Source organism: Thermodesulfobacteriota bacterium, assembly GCA_034189135.1.
GTDB lineage: Bacteria > Desulfobacterota > Desulfobacteria > Desulfobacterales > JAUWMJ01 > JAUWMJ01.
The window spans coordinates 56,995-74,418 of sequence record JAXHVO010000014.1 but is presented as its reverse complement, the minus strand read 5'-3'; the positions used below and the strand labels follow the sequence as shown (position 1 = coordinate 74,418).

General features: G+C 44.7%; 13 protein-coding genes. 12 read left to right on the top strand and 1 reads right to left on the bottom strand.

What is annotated here, in order from left to right; genetic code table 11:
• Window positions 1-179 precede the first annotated feature (179 nt).
• The gene (locus SWH54_01840) at window positions 180-1,364 is read left to right on the top strand and encodes an MFS transporter (GenBank protein MDY6789986.1); all 1,185 of its coding nucleotides are present in this window, start codon (window positions 180-182) and stop codon (window positions 1,362-1,364) included.
• A 152-nt stretch (window positions 1,365-1,516) separates the two neighbouring features.
• On the opposite strand, the gene clpB is transcribed toward SWH54_01840, so the two are convergent.
• Window positions 1,517-4,099: an ATP-dependent chaperone ClpB gene (clpB, locus tag SWH54_01835; protein ID MDY6789985.1), complete on the bottom strand. Its 2,583-nt coding sequence runs from the start codon at window positions 4,097-4,099 to the stop codon at window positions 1,517-1,519.
• A 297-nt stretch (window positions 4,100-4,396) separates the two neighbouring features.
• On the opposite strand from clpB, the gene SWH54_01830 reads away from it, so the two are divergent.
• The 11 genes from SWH54_01830 (at window position 4,397) to SWH54_01780 (ending at window position 17,424) form a co-directional block, all read left to right on the top strand.
• Window positions 4,397-4,999, top strand: a complete 603-nt coding sequence (locus tag SWH54_01830) for a sigma-70 family RNA polymerase sigma factor (protein MDY6789984.1) — start codon at window positions 4,397-4,399, stop codon at window positions 4,997-4,999.
• A gap of 1 nt (window position 5,000) precedes the next feature.
• On the top strand, window positions 5,001-6,065 hold the full coding sequence (locus SWH54_01825; protein MDY6789983.1) for a zf-HC2 domain-containing protein: 1,065 nt from the start codon (window positions 5,001-5,003) through the stop codon (window positions 6,063-6,065).
• 219 nt (window positions 6,066-6,284) lie between these two features.
• On the top strand, window positions 6,285-6,518 hold the full coding sequence (locus tag SWH54_01820; protein ID MDY6789982.1) for a DUF350 domain-containing protein: 234 nt from the start codon (window positions 6,285-6,287) through the stop codon (window positions 6,516-6,518).
• An 8-nt stretch (window positions 6,519-6,526) separates the two neighbouring features.
• On the top strand, window positions 6,527-7,363 hold the full coding sequence (locus SWH54_01815; GenBank protein MDY6789981.1) for a transglutaminase domain-containing protein: 837 nt from the start codon (window positions 6,527-6,529) through the stop codon (window positions 7,361-7,363).
• Window positions 7,364-7,579: 216 nt separating this feature from the next.
• Complete coding sequence (locus SWH54_01810; protein ID MDY6789980.1) at window positions 7,580-8,446, top strand: hypothetical protein; 867 nt, start codon at window positions 7,580-7,582, stop codon at window positions 8,444-8,446.
• Window positions 8,447-8,825: 379 nt separating this feature from the next.
• On the top strand, window positions 8,826-11,546 hold the full coding sequence (gene ppdK, locus SWH54_01805) for a pyruvate, phosphate dikinase (protein ID MDY6789979.1): 2,721 nt from the start codon (window positions 8,826-8,828) through the stop codon (window positions 11,544-11,546).
• Window positions 11,547-11,646: 100 nt separating this feature from the next.
• Entirely contained in the window at window positions 11,647-11,838 is a 192-nt protein-coding gene (locus tag SWH54_01800; protein MDY6789978.1) for a ferredoxin, read from the top strand.
• A 14-nt stretch (window positions 11,839-11,852) separates the two neighbouring features.
• Entirely contained in the window at window positions 11,853-12,428 is a 576-nt protein-coding gene (locus tag SWH54_01795; protein MDY6789977.1) for a rubrerythrin family protein, read from the top strand.
• Between the two features lie 276 nt (window positions 12,429-12,704).
• Entirely contained in the window at window positions 12,705-14,927 is a 2,223-nt protein-coding gene (locus SWH54_01790) for a TIGR03545 family protein (protein ID MDY6789976.1), read from the top strand.
• Between the two features lie 360 nt (window positions 14,928-15,287).
• The gene (locus tag SWH54_01785; GenBank protein ID MDY6789975.1) at window positions 15,288-16,517 is read left to right on the top strand and encodes an ABC transporter substrate-binding protein; all 1,230 of its coding nucleotides are present in this window, start codon (window positions 15,288-15,290) and stop codon (window positions 16,515-16,517) included.
• Window positions 16,518-16,527: 10 nt separating this feature from the next.
• A complete protein-coding gene (locus SWH54_01780) occupies window positions 16,528-17,424 on the top strand; it encodes a branched-chain amino acid ABC transporter permease (protein ID MDY6789974.1) in 897 nt (298 codons plus the stop codon).

Sequence of the window (17,424 nt, the reverse complement as noted above, 5' to 3'; positions counted from 1 at the left end):
TGTACTCAAGTTCTTTCTTAACCCTCTCTAATATACTCAAACAGTTTCCTCATTTAAAACAGAACATATTTATGGCAATTACTATAGAGTTTTCAAGGTTAAAATTTTCCATTCTCCCTTGACAGGACGTTGGCCCTATTCTATCCTGCCGTCTTTTTTAAACTCCGATTATAAAAGATATGACGACTCCCAAAACCCAAAATACCAATGTAAAAATTATTTTAGCACTGACCCTGGTTCATTTCATGGGGGATTTTTACAGCTCCTTTATCGCTCCCATTCTTCCCGCTTTTGTTGACAAACTTTCCCTTTCTATGACCCAGGTGGGAATAATCATGGGAACCATGCGGTTTCTTGCCTTTATTGTGCAGCCGTCAATCGGCTATGTGGCAGACCGATATCCCACCAGGTCGTTTGCTCTCGGGGGACTTTTGCTTACCGTGTTGTTTATTCCATTGTCAGGCCTTTCGCCATCTTTTTTTGTACTTATCCTTTTACTGGCATTTGGATCGGTTGGCTCTTCCATGTTTCATCCGTCCATTACCGGAATGGTGCCGGTTTATGCCGGCAGGAATTCAGGTTTTTCCATGTCGATATTCAATACCGGTGGAACTCTGGCTTTCGGCGTCGGGCCACTTTTTATCACCTGGTTTGTGGCCCAATACGGACTTTCTGCCATGCCCGCTACCATGTTGATTGGACTGGGAGTGTTGATTTTTCTTTACCGGGTTATTCCGGTACCGGAAGGGGAAGGGTTGAAAACTTCCGGTTTTATCAACTCCCTTAAAGATACCCTGGGCGAGGTGTGGAAAGCGGTTCTCCTCATATGGTGCGTGATGGTGTTGCGAGCTGTGGTCGGGCAGTCGTTTATGACCTTTATGCCGGTGTTACTTGTCCAAAAGGGTTACTCTCTGGTAGCGGTTGGAGGTGTCATATCTCTTTTTGTAGTCGCCGGCACTTTAAGCGGGCTTGCGGCTGGTTATATTGCGGATAGAACCGGTTTCAAACCGATATATTATTGGACGCATGGATTGATGACCCCGGCACTTTTATTTTTCCTTAAGCTATCGGGAAACTGGATATATGTTGGGGCCTTTGCGGCAGGGTTGTTTGTGCTGGCAACTCTTCCCATCGGTGTGGTCATGGCCCAGGAATTGGCTCCCAGAGGACGATCTATGGTGGCCAGCCTGATGATGGGTTTTGCCTACGGTCTGGGAGGTGCAATTTCACCGGTGGTTGGAAAATTGTCCGACCTGTTTTCCATCCACACGGTTTTGCTATACGTGGCCTTCATCCCGATGCTGACTTTGATTTTGATTTTTTTCTTTCCCAATGTCGGCAGAAAAAAAGTGATTGAAGTTTGATGCCTTCTATAAAATTAAATTTACCACAGAGGCCACGGAGCTCACAGAGATAAATAGTTAATAAACCGATATCTCTGTGTTCTCTGTGAGCTCAGTGGTGAAAAATTGGGCAGGCAAGCACAAATCTCTAGAAGTGGTGTTTTGCCATAGTCTTATATTTTTTTAAAGACAATGTCACCTCCTTCAACTTCCGCACTGATTCTATCTCCATCCAATATATTGCCCTTTAGAATTTCCATAGAAAGGGGATTTTCAATATACTTTTGAATGACCCGTTTTAAGGGGCGAGCGCCGTAAATCGGATCATATCCATTTTCCGCTATTAGCGACAAAGCGCCATCGGCAAGGACAAGCTCGATATTTCTTTCCGCAAGTCTGGTGTCTAAATGTTCGATTTGAATTTTCACGATTTCGCCAATTTGCTCATGGGTCAGGTTATGGAAAATAATGGTTTCATCAATCCGGTTCAAAAATTCAGGTTTAAAACTGCCCCTTAGCGCTTCAGTGATCTTATTTTCCATTTCCTCACGGCGGGATGCGCCCAATTCCTGTATCCATCGGCTGCCCACGTTGGATGTCATGATAATAATGGTGTTTTTAAAATCGACGGTCCGGCCGTGACCGTCTGTCATACGGCCGTCGTCTAAAATCTGGAGCAGTACATTGAATACTTCCGGGTGTGCTTTTTCGATTTCATCAAAGAGTACAACGGAATAGGGACGCCTTCTTACCGCTTCCGTCAGGTAGCCGCCTTCTTCATAACCAACGTAACCAGGAGGCGCACCAATTAGTCTGGATACGGCATGTTTTTCCATGTATTCCGACATATCGATTCGGACTATGGCCTGTTCGCTGTCAAAAATAAATTCCGCCAGGGCCTTTGCCAGCTCTGTTTTTCCCACACCGGTCGGTCCCATGAAGATAAATGATCCGATGGGTCGATTCGGATCCTGCAGACCGGAGCGAGCCCGACGAACCGCATTGGACACGGCGGATATCGCTTCTCGCTGACCGATTACTCGGAGGCCCAGGTGAGCTTCCATAGAAACCAGTTTTTCCTTTTCCCCTTCCAGCATTTTACTGACGGGAATTCCGGTCCACCTGGATATGACTTCGGCAATGTCTTCATCATCCACCTCTTCTTTCAGCATTTTGCTGTTTTCCTGAAGCCGGGAGAGTTCTGTTTTGGCATCGTTAAGGCGGTTTTCAAGTTCTGCCGCTTTCCCGTACCGGATCTCGGCAACTTTCGCCAGATCGCCCTCTCTTTGAGCCTGTTGCTCTTCAGTACCCAGTTTTTCCTGTTCTTCCTTTATATTGCGTATGGTTTGAATCAGATCTTTTTCGTTTTGCCAGTGGGCCTTCATTCCCAGAATCTCTTCTTTCATCACTGCAAGTTCTGCTTCAATTTTGGACAACCGCTCTTTAGAAGCAGGATCAGACTCTTTTCTCAGAGCTTCGCGTTCGATTTCCAGCTGGGTGATCTTTCTTTGAATTTCGTCTATTTCATCGGGCATGCTGTCGATTTCAATCCTGATCTTTGATGCGCATTCATCCACCAGATCGATGGCCTTATCGGGAAGAAACCGGTCTGAAATATAGCGGTTTGAAAGGGTAGCCGCAGCTACAATGGCTGAATCTTTAATCCTGACACCGTGGTGGACCTCATACTTTTCCTTCAATCCCCGCAGGATAGAGATTGTATCTTCTACCGTGGGTTCAAGTACCATGACCGGTTGGAATCGCCTTTCAAGGGCGGCGTCTTTTTCAATATATTTGCGATATTCGTTCAAAGTAGTGGCACCCACACACCGCAATGTCCCCCTGGCAAGAGCAGGTTTGAGCATGTTGGACGCATCCATGGAGCCTTCACTGGCGCCGGCACCCACCAGAGTGTGTAATTCATCGATAAAAAGGATGACCTCTCCTTCTGCTTTTTCCACTTCCTTTAAAACCGCCTTTAAGCGATCTTCAAATTCACCTCTGTATTTTGCCCCTGCGATCAGTGATCCCATATCAAGCGCAACGAGGCGTTTGTTTTTTAAAGTTTCCGCCACATCTCCTTCAACAATTCGCTGGGCAAGGCCCTCAATAATAGCGGTTTTTCCCACACCCGGTTCTCCGATAAGAACAGGGTTGTTTTTGGTTCTTCGTGAAAGAACCTGAACCACGCGCCTGACTTCTTCGTCGCGTCCGATCACCGGATCAAGCTTACCCAGTCGGGCAAGGTCGGTAAGGTTTCGGCTGAACTTGTCCAACGCCTGGTATTTTTCTTCGGGATTCGGGTCAGTGATACGCTGAGATCCGCGAATATCAATGAGGACTTTGAGAATCGATTCACGAGTGATACCCAACCGACCCAGGATTTTTACGGCTTCTCCGTGTTTTTCATCTAAAATAGCCAAAAGAATATGCTCTATACTGACATACTGGTCTTTCATTTTGGCGGCTTCGGTGAATGCGGCATCCAGAACTGCTTTGGTTCGCTGGGATAGGTAAACATCTCCCGTCTGGCTGACCGTTGGCAGGTGGTCAATGGCTGTCATTGTCTCCTGGACAACAGCCTCGGGGGATACCCCCAGCTTTTTCAGCATGGCTCCGGCGATCCCTTCCGGTTCGTTAAGCATGGCGCCTAAAAGGTGCTCCGGTTCAATCTGCGGGTTCTTATGTGTTGCGGCCAGGGCCTGCCCATTTTGAATGAGTTCCTGTGATTTTATGGTGAATTTATCGAACTGCATGCGTTCCTCCTGCAATTATTTATTAAAGGTTGAAGGTGATTGGGCTGAAGGCTGAAGGGAAAAGAGGACTGATATTTTTCCAAGACAAAACAGCTATCATATCAAGTATTTTTATATGCCACGTTCAGCCCTTTGCTAACAGTCTTCAACCTTAAGTCTATCCAGCTGAATTACATTTAAATAGAATATAAACATGCTCGTTTTGATGTCAAACTTCTTGATTTTGCGCAGTAAACAGATAAAATGAAAATATAACTTTTTTAGTGGAACATTTCTCATCAGCTCCTGTCTAAATAAATGAAGGAAAACAAAAAAACATCTCAAGGCTCGATAAAAAAGGATGGCGAGCTGGTTAAAGCTTTTCAGCAAGGGAAGAAAGCTGCCTTCGATGAACTTGTTTTAAGCCATAAGGATAGAGTGTTTAATTTGTGCTACTGGTTTGTGGGAGATTCCCAAGATGCCAACGATTTGGCCCAGGATGTATTTTTTAAGGCATTTAAAGCGTTAAAAAACTTTAGGTTTGAGGCCACTTTTTCCACCTGGATTTATCGGATTACGGTGAATACATGCAAAAACAGGTTAAAATCCTTCCCATACCGGTTAAAGAAAAAATTTGTTCAGCTGAATCATACGGCGATCAAGGGAAATCCAGGTGTTGAGATAGCGGATGAATCAAAATCTCCAGAGATTGAACTTGGTAAAAAAGAGAAGATGAACCTGATTAAAGCGGCCATAAACTCTCTGCCGCCAGATAAAAAAGCAGTCGTTGTTTTGCGAGATATCGAAGGGCTGTCTTATGAAGAAATATCCTCGGTTACCAGATTGAACCTTGGCACCGTTAAGTCTAAACTTGCCAGAGCAAGGCAGGACTTAAGAGAAAAACTGAAAGGAGAAGTTTAACATGAAATGTGCCGGGATTAAACCGTTTTTATCGGAATATATTGATGGTGTTCTGGATGCACAAACCAAGGCAGATATTGAAAAGCACATTTCCACTTGCACCAAATGTCGACAAGAGGTTGAAGAGCTAAAGGCCTTGGTTGAAGATCTCGGGAATCTGGAAAAGGCAAAGGCACCGGATGATTTTATGGATAGGCTTCATGAGAGAATTGAACCTCGTTTTGGTTTTGGCAAGATGATCAAAAAACTATTTGTACCCATGCGGATAAAAATTCCCCTGCAACTGGTGACAGCCACGGCTACTGCTGTTCTGGTTTTTTCGATTATTCATTTGCAAAAGCCGGAAAGGCAGTTTCCGCAAGAGTTGGTCAAGAATGAAGCGATGGTAGCTGAAAAAGAAGAAGTAAAACCCGAACCGATGAAAGAGCCGGCAGAACCATTCCTTGAGAAAAAAATAGACACAGCAAAATCGGCTTCCCCAAAGGCCGTCGCACATAAAAAAACAGAAACAAAGAAGGTTAAGGGTCTAGTATCAAAAAGACTGAAAACAAAAAAAGTCATAGAGCTGGCTCTAGCCCTTAAAACTGGGACACACCAAAAACCGGATTTGAAAATTGCACCCATTAAAGCTGCTCCTCCTGTTGAAAGCAACAAAGTGCATGATGAGGAAGAAAAAGCTGGCACGGGCGCTTCTTTACGGTCTCGTATGGCAGGAAAGGTGGCAATAAGAGAGGAGGCGGTTGCCGATGCTGTTGAAAAGGACCAAGAACCTTTGCCTGCACAGCCGTCTGTAGTAAAATCAGACTCGGTAGAGCCGGAAGCGGAGGTCGAAAATATAACTGCAAAGCTGAAAAATATAGCAAAACAGATTAAGGGAAAAATTCAATCGGTTGAATACGACCATAAAACAGGACATGCGATCTTTGTCCGCGTTCTGATTCCTGCGGAAGGGTACACTGTTTTCTATGATGAATTGAAAAAGATGGGCGTTCTCCATGGTCCCTTACCAGACGCAGATGAGAAGGAAAAGGAAATGATTGAGATAAGGCTGGTCATTTCAAAATAACAAAACCGGTATCGTTTTTATTAATCTAAAAAGGAGGTAACTTTACGTAGTCAGGCTGAAGTTGTTTAGACTGGAGGCCGAAGGAGTCAGAAAACACCACTGTAGTACTTTGGCGAAAATATCTGACTCTTTCATCAAATATGGCTTTAAAATGTGCTTTCCCCTAACAGCCTTCATCCTTCAGCCTATCCACCTGAATACTTGCCAAAGGAGAAAGATATGTTTGAAACTCAATTTTTTATTTCAACCGCCGTTAGTCTCGTGATCAACCTGTTTTACACCATCCTGGCACTTTTCATCGGAATTGCCGGGCTGAAATTGGTCGATTATAAATTGCTGAAATCGATTGACCTTGAAGATGAGATTAAAAACGGCAACCTTGCTGCCGCAATTTTTGCTTCTACTATTTTAATTTTCGTGGCAGTCATTGTATCTTTTGGATTAAAAGGATAGCGGGTTGAATGAAAAAAACCGCTTCCAAAAAAATCGGGTTTTTGGGGGCGATAAAAACCCTATCCAACCTGTTGGTGTTTTTTAGTGTAGGCACCATACTGTTGTATAAATGCAGCGTTGGGACAGGAGAACCGTTAAAACCGACGGTTGCAAAAGATGCACAGCCGCGCAAAGGGATAGTATATATCTATGATTCAAAGCACAAAGTCGGCTCCGACGGGTTTGATCGCTACTTGAGAAATTCCAAGGGCAAACTTAAACGCACAGCCCCTACCACCTGGCTTTATCGCAAAAAGCTATATACCCTCACCGCTCTCGGGACGGATTTTAAACACCACGTTGCCAATGCATACCTCATCGGTTTTTCTCCCTTTGAAACTGAAAAACTCTGGATACCGATGCAAACTCTGGCGTCCAGGCTAAAATACAAAACAGATAAAAAACAGTTTAAAGGTATGGTGGATGTATGGCAAACATCCAAACAGGCGTTCTACTGGCTAAGAGGAGACTGCGAAGACCATGCGGTTTTGCTTGCCGACTGGCTGATTGAAATGGGATATGACGCCAGGGTGGTGCTGGGAAACTACAAAAAGAACGGCCATGCATGGGTGGTGCTGTTTTATGGCCAAAAGACGTATATTATAGAAGCCACCAATAAGAAGAGCAGAAGAAGTTACCCACTGGCAAATAAACGGCCCAACTATAAGCCGGCCTTCATGTTTAATCGGGATTTCTTCTGGAAAAATACAGGTACCGTATTAACCACTGTCTATGATGACCGTAAATGGGAAATAGTATCCTCTTTTAAAGAAATACAACGGGCTAAGCAGGAAAATCCGGTTTAACCCTATAACGACATTTATCGTTAACCATAATGTGTCTTTTTTACTTGTTTGTCTGTTACGTAAGTGATACAAGTTGCGTGTTGTTAACCGGAAATATAACTTTTTGCCAACCCGTATCCCGCAACACGTAACCCGCAACAATACCGAATAACACAAAAAACAAGCTGTTGCTAAACAAAACCGGCCAGTTGCGTTGTAAGGTTAAAATTTTTTTTTATGAATTCATTAAACAGAGATGATCCCATATCTGCACCTGGGGCGCATTATACATCCAAGTATATATCGGCTTCGGATGATGTAAAGCTAAAAGTGCTTCAATGGCAACCCAAAATAAAAGAAGCGGTTGAACCCGTTATCTTTGTATCCGGATGGGTCTCTCATGTTTCCGGCTGGGCGGAACTGTTACGCTCAATGACCCAAGAGCGACGGGTTTTTTATATTGAAACCAGAGAGAAAATTTCCGCACGGATAAAAAAGGAAAAAATCGGAATCAATGACTTCACCCTCGCCAGGATTGCCCTTGATATAATAAATGTGTGTAAGAGCCTGCCAATCGATGTGGAAAAATCAATCGTAATGGGAAGTTCATTCGGCGCCACCGCTCTGTTGGAAGCATTTAAAAGCAACAAATTGAAGGTACATTACGCATTCCTGGTGGGGCCCAACAGTGAGTTCTCAGCCCATCCGTTTATGCGGGCACTGCTTTTTCTGCCTGATTTCAGCTATCATTTTTTGAAATATTTTATCTTGTGGTACCTTCGTACATTTCGGGTGGATGCCAAAAAAGAACCTGAACAGATGCGTCGTTATAATATCACATTAAAAACGGCACATCCTAAACGTATCAAGCTGTCAGTAAAATCAGCCATGAACTACAAATTATGGCCGGATCTTGAAACCGTGAAAATTCCAACCGCCCTTGCCTATGCCCCGACAGATACACTTCATTCAAAAGACAATATCAAAAAGATCGCCCAAACCCTTCCAAGCGGAAAAATCATTGCTTGCCCAACCAATAAATACATGCACAGCGCGGATTTATTGAAAGATATGGAAGAGTTTATCAAAAGCATCAAGATATAATTCGGCATGTTGACAATATAGCCGACATCTGTTAGCTGTATTCAGATGGCCGGTATCTGGACGAGAATGGACACTTCATATTAAGGGATACCACCTATGGTGGTCTATCCTGCTATCGCAACTAAACCGAGATTTCAACTTAATCCGCTTTCAAAAAACAAGTTCATAAAAAACATTAAGATTTAGTGATAATTAAAAGTTTTTTTCGTGTGACCCCCCTTTCGTGTTTTTCCTGTTGATTTGTTTGCCTGTTTGCAAACGAACACGTATTCTGGCAAGCGTAAAGAAGCGTTTTTTCAATATCAATGATTTCAAAAAAATCGGCTGTTCTATCTGTGATCAACTTGAGGATTCATCAGTTTTTTCCAGGAGGTTCAACATGGCTAAAAAATGGGTTTATTTTTTTGATGAAGTGGATCAGGCAGAAGCATATCTAGGTGGAAGTTGGGAAGATGTGCGTGGATTTCTGGGCGGGAAAGGAGCTAATCTTGGGGAAATGACGCGTATCGGTGTGCCGGTACCACATGGATTTACGATTACGACCGAAGCCTGTAACGCGTATCTTGATTCTAAAGAAACGATGCCCGAAGGAATGTGGGACCAGACTAGAGAGGCTTTAAAGAGAATAGAAGTGGAAACCGGAAAGACTTTCGGTAACCCTGAAAATCCGCTTCTGGTTTCATGCCGGTCAGGAGGAAAATTTTCCATGCCCGGAATGATGGACACTGTTTTAAACATCGGTTTAAATGATGATACAGCCAAGGGCATGATAAAGTTAACCGGTGACGAGCGCTTTGTATACGATTCCTATCGCCGCCTGGTGCAGATGTTCGGCAGTGTGGTCATGGAAGTTACCGATGAGGTTTTTGAAGAGGTGCTTACCAAAACCCGCGACAAAGCCGGGGTGAAAAACGATGCGGAATTGTCAGCCGATGACTGGAAAGAGGTCACCCATAAGTTCAAATTAATTTTTAAAAAGCAAACCGGGCAAGCTTTTCCCGCTGATCCCTATAAACAGCTTCAAATGGCGACGGAGGCGGTGTTTAAAAGCTGGAACGGCAAGCGTGCCATTGATTACCGCAATGCCGCCGGTATTTCCCATGATCTGGGAACAGCCGTTAACGTCGTCACCATGGTTTTCGGAAACATGGGAGATGACAGTGCCACCGGTGTGGCTTTGACACGTAACGGTTCCACCGGAGAAAAACACATAGAAGGAGATTATCTGGTAAACGCCCAGGGCGAGGATGTGGTTGCCGGAATCCGTTTGACCGATGATATCCTCAAGCTAAAAGATGAAATGCCGTCGGTCTATGCCGAGTTCGAGCAGATCTGCGAAAAACTTGAAAAACACTATCGCGAGATGCAGGATGTGGAATTTACGATCGAAAAGGGTAAACTCTGGATGCTTCAAACACGGGACGGTAAGCGCACCGCCCAGGCGGCCGTTCGTATCGCTGTCGATATGGCTCAAGAGGGTCTGATCACACGGGAGGAGGCGGTTCTGCGTGTGGCTCCGGAACAGGTCGATTTCTTTTTGCATCCGCAGTTCAGTCACGAAGCCACACGCGCTGCCAGGGAGAGAGGACAGCTGCTGGCTCACGGTCTCAATGTTTCGCCTGGTGCCGCCTTCGGTGTGGTCGCTCTTGATGCAGATTTAGCAGAAGAATGGGCCAAAGGCGGTAAGGAAGTGATCATGGTTCGTCCTGAGACCAAGCCGGATGATGTGCATGGCATGCTTGCGTCTCAAGGTATCCTGACAAGCCGCGGAGGCCGGACCAGCCATGCTGCACTGGTTGCGCGCCAGTTTGGGAAGCCTGCCGTGGTCGGTGTTTCCAAACTGGAAATAGACATGGGGAAACGACAGATTTTTGTGAAAAACAGTGTCATCCACGAAGGTGACTGGATATCCATTGACGGTACGGCCGGAGAGGTCTATTTAGGAAAACTAGAAACGGTGGTGCCTGATATTGAAGATCCGTACCTGATGAAAATTCTCTCCTGGGCCGATTCATTTCGTACCCTTGGTGTGTGGACCAATGCCGACTATCCGGAAGACGCCCATCGTGCCCGTCAATACGGTGCCGAAGGCATCGGCCTGTGCCGTACCGAGCATATGTTTTTTGACGCAGAGCGACTGCCCCATATACATAAGATGATTATGACCGATCTGCCCATTGAACGGCGGGAGGCTTTGGATGCGCTTCTTCCCTTTCAGCGTGATGATTTTGCCGGCCTTTTCCGGGCGATGGATGGTCTGCCAGTCATTACCCGTTTGATTGATCCGCCGCTGCATGAATTTTTACCCAACCACATTGACCTCATGCGGGAGTTGACTGACCTCAAACTACGCTTAAAGCATGCCGGGACTCTGGAAGATGTGAATAACCTATTGGGAAAAATCAGCGAAAAGGAGCGCATACTTAAAAGGGTGGAAAGTTTAAGAGAGGATAATCCGATGCTGGGCCTGCGAGGTGTTCGCCTGGGCATCCAGATTCCTGAACTGACCATCATGCAGGTGCGCGCTATCTTTGAAGCGGCATGTTTGGTGACCAAGGAAGGCGTCGAGGTTCATCCCGAGGTAATGATTCCCCTGACCAGTCATGCCAACGAGCTTAAGGTCCAACGAGAGATTCTCGAATCCGAGGCCAAAAAGGTGATGGACGAACAGGACACCCAGGTCGATTACAAATTCGGAACCATGATTGAGATACCGCGGGCCGCACTTACAGCAGATAAAATGGCCGAATTTGCCTCTTTTATATCTTTCGGAACCAACGACCTGACCCAGACCACCTTTGGTATTTCCCGGGACGATGCGGAAGCTGGATTTTTAATTCAATACATGGAAGACAAAATATTGCCGGATAATCCATTTGCCACCATAGATCTCGAGGGTGTGGGTGCATTGATGGAAATGGCAATCAAGAAAGGCCGCAGTGTAAATCCCGACCTTGAATGTGGTATCTGCGGGGAACACGGGGGGGATCCCAAATCTATTGCGCTGTGTCACAAACTCGGTTTAAACTATGTTTCCTGCTCCACATTTCGTGTGCCCATCGCCAGGCTGGCAGCTGCTCACGCAGCATTACGCGGATAAAAAAAGGAGCAGGGAACATAATTCGTATTTTCTGCACTTTGACTGGGGAATAGGCGAGTTGTAAGATTCAGAAAAACTATAAAAAGGAGGAAAAATTCAGATGAAAGTAACCATTACCAAACAATGCATGGGTGACAGGAACTGCAACGATCTTTGTCCTGAAATTTTTGAGTATGATGAAGATCAATTGAAATCCACCGTTAAAATGGATGAAATTCCGGAGCATTTAAAAGAAGTTGTTCGCCGGGCTGCTGATGAATGCGGCGCCGATGCAATTATTATCGAAGAATAAGAAAGAGGGTGCTTATGGTTAAGTTCAGGGAAAGTCAAACAGCAAAAAATCTTCATACCTCTTTTGCAGCAGAAACCCAGGCCAGGACCAGATATAATTTTTTTGCCAACAAGGCCCGGGAGGAAGGGTTTATCCAGATAGCAAAAATATTTGATGAAACCGCAGGCCAGGAATTCGAACACGCCCTGAGGTTTTTTAAATTTTTTAACGGGGGGGAGCTTGAAATAAAATGGACCTTTCCCACCGGTGTGATCAAAGACACCCGTGCCAATCTGCTTTCGGCTGCAGCTCTGGAAAAATATGTCAGCGAAGACATGTATGCCAGATTTGCCAACATAGCTCAGGATGAAGGATTTGAAAGAGCTGAAGATACGTTCAACAATATTATCGTATCGGAAAAACATCATGAACAACTCTATCTTGAGCTGGCTGAAAATATTGCAACGGACAGGGTCTTTCAAAAGGAGGAAGAAAAAGTATGGCGCTGCCTGAGCTGCGGATACATTCATACCGGAAAAGAAGCACCGGAAAAGTGCCCAGCCTGTGTAAAACCGACCGGTTATTTTGAACTGCTATGTGAAAACTGGTAAATTTTGGAGGATACGATATGCGAGACACTTGTGACTCGCATATCGTGTCTCATGTCTATCACACCAAATTTTCTATCCTCCCTGTTTTCCCTTATCCAATCGCCAAACCCCCTTTATTTAAAGTGGTTTTTGTCAAAATTTGGACGGTGGCACAAAATTTGCTAAATTAAATAGGCAAAAATAGCTTCAACACGTAACAAAACCGGGAAAGTGAATATGTTTTCATGGGACAAAAAACTGAGAAAAGAAGAACCATTCAAAATTAAGGAGTGATGTATGCAGTTTTTGCTAAAGCTTTTTAAAGCGCTTAATTCAGCACAGACACCCTGGCAAGTCACCTTTGCCATTACCCTAGGTATGGTTGTGGGTTTGACTCCTCTTTCAGGTATCCAGACTGTGGTAATCTTTTTCCTTGCCTTTTTACTCAATATACATTTGGGACTCTTCTTGGCCTCTTCAGCGTTTTTTGCCGGAATCGGTTACCTGTTCGACCCGATTTTTGAGCGGATCGGTTATGCGCTGCTTACCAGCCAAGGGCTGAACGGATGGTGGACCGCATGGTATAACAACGGATTGATGCGCTTGAGCTACTTCAATAGCACTTTGGTGCTTGGCTCGACTGTAATCGCACTCTTAGCCGCAGCGCCGCTCTATTTTCTGCTGGGTTGGAGCATCAACCATTATCGTGAGGCGCTCGGATCGGTATTGTCAAAATTTCCCAAGCTTGGTCTTTTCGGCATTCTGCAGGCGAGCGGGAAAAAAGATCCATTACTGCGCTGGTGGGGTGCGGGTGTTTTTGCCGGTGTGGCTGCTGTTTTGATCGCCTTTGCGATATTTCTGGCTGATCCGCTTGCAAAATGGGCCCTTGAGGGCGGTGCCAGCCAACTGCTTCAGCGCGATGTTCGCATCGGGTCGGTCGATATCCGTTTCACTGAAGGAGCAGTGGATATCAACCGGCTTGAAGTCGCCGGATCGAAAGAGGGGTTCGATGCGGTTTCCATGGAACATATCGGTTTTGACATAGACCTCAATGCATTGCTGTTTAACCGGACGCATATTGAAAAGGCTGCCATCAACGGAATGGGGTTTCACACCAAAGCAACCCTTAAGAAATCGGTGCCTAAAAAAGATGAAGATGTTCCTGCGGGAAAATCGGAAGAAAAAAGCGATGACGCGTTTTCTATGCCGGCATTGGAGCTGCCCGATCCCAAGCAAGTGCTGGCCAATGCAAATTTGAAATCGGTCAAAGTGTATGAAAAAGCTCAGGCAGAAGTTACTAGGATCCGTGCAAAATGGGATGATGTAGCAAAAAACGAGTTTTCCGATAAGGCACTTAAGGAGTTGGAAAACGATTATAAGGCTCTCAAACGAAAAGCGTCATCCAACGATCCAGGTCAGCTTTTACAACTTAAAGACGACCTTAAGGCTTTTGAGAGAAAGCTAAAGAAACGTGAAAAGCAAATTAAATCCATTGAAAAAGAGTTTAATACCGACCAGAAACGCGTCGGGTCATTGTTAGCAGCGATTAAAAATGCGCCGAAGAATGATTTTAACAAATTAAAATCGACCTACTCGCTGGACGACAAAGGAGCAATGAACCTGGTTGCTACCCTCCTTGGCGAAAAAGTGAAAGGGTATATGGCCATGGCTGAAAAATACTACTCGATGTTGGCACCCTATCTAAAGAGTGAAGCTAAGCCTGAAGAAAAATTGCCCCCCCGCGGTCAAGGGCGTTGGATTAAGTTTGCCATGAAGGTCTTAAATCCGGACCTGCTTATTAAGAAGACGGAGATTGACGGAATCCTGGATGAGCAAAAATTCTCGGCCACAATTAGCAATATAACAGATCGGCAAAAAGAACTGGGGCGGCCGATTACCTTTGAGGCATCAAGCGATGGGAGAAATATACGTGGCTTAAAAATAAGCGGGGAAGATAACAGACTGGGCAAAGGCGTTATCGATCGCCTTTCCTTTAGTGCGAAAAAGCTCCCGCTTGATGAAATGGTGGTTTCGTCTATGACATTAAGCAATACGGCGCTTGGTTTTAACGGTGATCTTGTAATTAGCGATGCAAAGACCATGAACGGAAGGACTAATTTAAGATTTCGTGACGCCGATATTAAAATAGACAATCTTAAGGGAAAAACCGCTAAGGTGGTTTCAGATGTGCTTAAAAGCATCAATCGCTTCAATGCTGATGTCACCCTTGGTGGGGAGCTTGACTCTCCCAAGGTTAGTGTAAAAACCGATCTTGATAAAAAACTTTCCAGCGCCTTGAGTGTTGGTCTGAAAAAGCAGGCGGCACGTTATGAGAAAGAGTTAAAAGGACTGCTCGATAGTCAGATGCGAGAACGTCTGGCTTCCTTCAACGATGAAGCCGCCAATATCGTCGATATCAATACCCTTGCAGGCAGTCAAAGCAGTGCTTTGGGTAATTTAGGCTCAAATGCAAGTGGTCTGATTACTGGTGGTGCGCTTAAAAAGCTGCTTAAATTTTAATTCCTCCACATTTTTATTCTCTTGGTCCCTGCCTGTTTATCAGGCAGGGATATCATTCTATCTTAAGTTCAGCAAATACCTTCAGGAAAAGAAAATTACCACAGGAAGCTTTCCAAAAAACAAAATTTCGGTATAACGGTTAAAAGCGAATTGACAAAAGCGACTTAAACGGATAAATAAAAAAATAAAGAAACAGGGGCAGGCCCTGCCACAGAATCCCGCCATGACAGGACTAAAATTTAACACCTCAAACCTAATGAATTCGGTTTGTTTGAATTCATCAAAATTAACTGCCCGGGAAATAACTTTTTGCACGAGCAAAAATATAAGCGGCAGGTAACGTAGAAAAGGAGGAATCGTATGAAAAAGGGATCTAAATGGATTATTTTAATAGCAATTTTGGTTATAGCAGCTATAGTTGTCTACTATATATCTAAGCCACCTGAAGTTGTTCTTCCCCTAAAAGTAGGGATTGTGGACTGTTATAGCGGTCCAGCAAGCACTTATACAAATGACGTAAGGGATGCATTCAAGCTGGCTGTTGATGATATTAACGCCAAGGGCGGAGTACTTGGAAGAAAAATCGAGTTTGTAACCCGTGACAGCAAGTTTAAGGTGGATATCGGTCTGAGCGCCGCGAAAGAATTGGTCATGAAAGAAAATGTGGATATACTCATGGGAACAATCAACAGCTCTCTTGCACTGGCTATCTCCGACCTAGCTAAAAATGAAAAAATTCCATTTTTGGCAACTTTTTCTAAAAGTGCTAAAATTACCGGAGCAAAGGGCCACAGATATGTGTTTTCCATTACGGAGAACTCAGCTTTGGCCGGAAAGGCCGGAGCCGTCGGCTTGGCAAAAAAACCGTATAAAAAATACTGGATTGCTGGTGATGATTATGAGTACGGCCATGCCATTGCAGACGGCGTATGGAATAATTTGAAAAAAATGAAACCCGAAGTAGAGCTACTTGGTCAATCCTGGTGGAAAGTGGGAGAACCTGATTTTACACCATATATTACCGCCATCCTTTCAGCAAAACCGGATGCAGTAATTATTGCCACTGGAGGTCGGGATTGTGTTCCGTTTTTAAAAGCGGCCAAAGCAACAGGTTTTAACGAGAAAGTTCCTTTTTATATGCATACAGCCACAGAGCTTTCTACGTTGAAACCCTTGGGGTTAAATGCTCCGGAAGGAGTAATTGGGACTTCCAATTACTTTTTTTATTATCCCGAAACAAACGAAAATCAAGATTTTGCAAAAAAGTTCCAGGCGGCTTATAACCGATACCCTGCAGTAGGAGCCGTATATGGATTTATGGCTGCCGATTTTATTAAAAAAGCTTATGAAAAGGCAGGCAAAATCGATACCGAAAAATTCATTGATGCCCTTGAAGGAATGACGGTAGATACGCCGGTGGGCAAAGTTACCATGCGTGCGTACGATCACCAGGCCATGCTTCCCATGTTTATGGGCACAACTAAGAAAGTAGAAGGATATGATTTCCTTATTGCCACCGATATAGTGACTATACCAGGCGAAGATGTAATGCCGTCTATTGAAGAGATTAAAATGGCAAGGAAGAAATAAGGAATTTTTAATGGAATTTGCATCCAACATCACAATTGCGGCTCTTTTTCAGCAAGTTCTGGTGGGGCTGAGCCGGACAACGATTCTATTCATCGTTGCTTCCGGTCTCAGCCTCGTCCTTGGGGTTTTACGAATTCCGAATGTTGCCCACGGGTCTTTGTATATGATTGGCGCATTTTTAGCTTTTGCGATCGCCACACTTTTTGGCGGCGGTCCGTCAGGATTCTGGATCGCTCTTTTCCTTGCTCCCATTGGTGTGGCTATGATCAGCTTCATTGTTGAGAGGGGACTTTTTTGCCATCTGTACGAAAGAGAACATTTAATGCTACTTTTGTTTACCTTTGCTTTCACTCTCGTATTTGGAGATCTTGTGAAACTTGTGTGGGGCTCGGATTACAGGAGCCTGACCGCTCCAGTATTTATGCAGGGTTCCTTTTCCATCTCTGGGTTTCCTTTCCCGCGATATAATCTGTTTTTGCTGGTCGTGGGACCTCTGGTGGCAGCAGGTTTGTGGTTTTTAACCAACAAAACTAAAATAGGCAAAATTGCACGCGCTGCTGCCGTGGACCGTGAGATGGTGGGAGCAATCGGTATTAATGTCAGCTGGGTATTTGCAGCAGTATTTGTCATAGGATGTTTTCTTGCGGGTCTGGGAGGGGCTCTCGTTGCTCCGACACAGAATATCACCCAAGGAATGGATCATGCAATTATTATTGAAGCTTTCCTCATTGTTATCATAGGTGGCCTGGGAAATATATGGGGCGCATTGCTGGGAGCTCTCATTTTTGGTCTGACAGATTCAATAGGAATTCTGGTGTGGCCGCAATTTGCCATTGTTTTTCCTTATATTGCAGTTATTACGGTTCTTATGCTTCGTCCAAAAGGACTACTTAAATCGACATGGTAG

What these genes read in the sequence shown, in the direction of transcription:
- SWH54_01810 (MDY6789980.1), top strand. Translation starts at nt 7,580, where the DNA reads ATGAATTCATTAAACAGAGATGATCCCATATCTGCACCTGGGGCGCAT.
- SWH54_01830 (MDY6789984.1), top strand. Translation starts at nt 4,397, where the DNA reads ATGAAGGAAAACAAAAAAACATCTCAAGGCTCGATAAAAAAGGATGGC.
- SWH54_01815 (MDY6789981.1), top strand. Translation starts at nt 6,527, where the DNA reads ATGAAAAAAACCGCTTCCAAAAAAATCGGGTTTTTGGGGGCGATAAAA.
- SWH54_01820 (MDY6789982.1), top strand. Translation starts at nt 6,285, where the DNA reads ATGTTTGAAACTCAATTTTTTATTTCAACCGCCGTTAGTCTCGTGATC.
- SWH54_01795 (MDY6789977.1), top strand. Translation starts at nt 11,853, where the DNA reads ATGGTTAAGTTCAGGGAAAGTCAAACAGCAAAAAATCTTCATACCTCT.
- ppdK (MDY6789979.1), top strand. Translation starts at nt 8,826, where the DNA reads ATGGCTAAAAAATGGGTTTATTTTTTTGATGAAGTGGATCAGGCAGAA.
- SWH54_01825 (MDY6789983.1), top strand. Translation starts at nt 5,001, where the DNA reads ATGAAATGTGCCGGGATTAAACCGTTTTTATCGGAATATATTGATGGT.
- SWH54_01790 (MDY6789976.1), top strand. Translation starts at nt 12,705, where the DNA reads ATGCAGTTTTTGCTAAAGCTTTTTAAAGCGCTTAATTCAGCACAGACA.
- SWH54_01780 (MDY6789974.1), top strand. Translation starts at nt 16,528, where the DNA reads ATGGAATTTGCATCCAACATCACAATTGCGGCTCTTTTTCAGCAAGTT.
- SWH54_01785 (MDY6789975.1), top strand. Translation starts at nt 15,288, where the DNA reads ATGAAAAAGGGATCTAAATGGATTATTTTAATAGCAATTTTGGTTATA.
- SWH54_01840 (MDY6789986.1), top strand. Translation starts at nt 180, where the DNA reads ATGACGACTCCCAAAACCCAAAATACCAATGTAAAAATTATTTTAGCA.
- clpB (MDY6789985.1), bottom strand. Translation starts at nt 4,099, where the DNA reads ATGCAGTTCGATAAATTCACCATAAAATCACAGGAACTCATTCAAAAT.
- SWH54_01800 (MDY6789978.1), top strand. Translation starts at nt 11,647, where the DNA reads ATGAAAGTAACCATTACCAAACAATGCATGGGTGACAGGAACTGCAAC.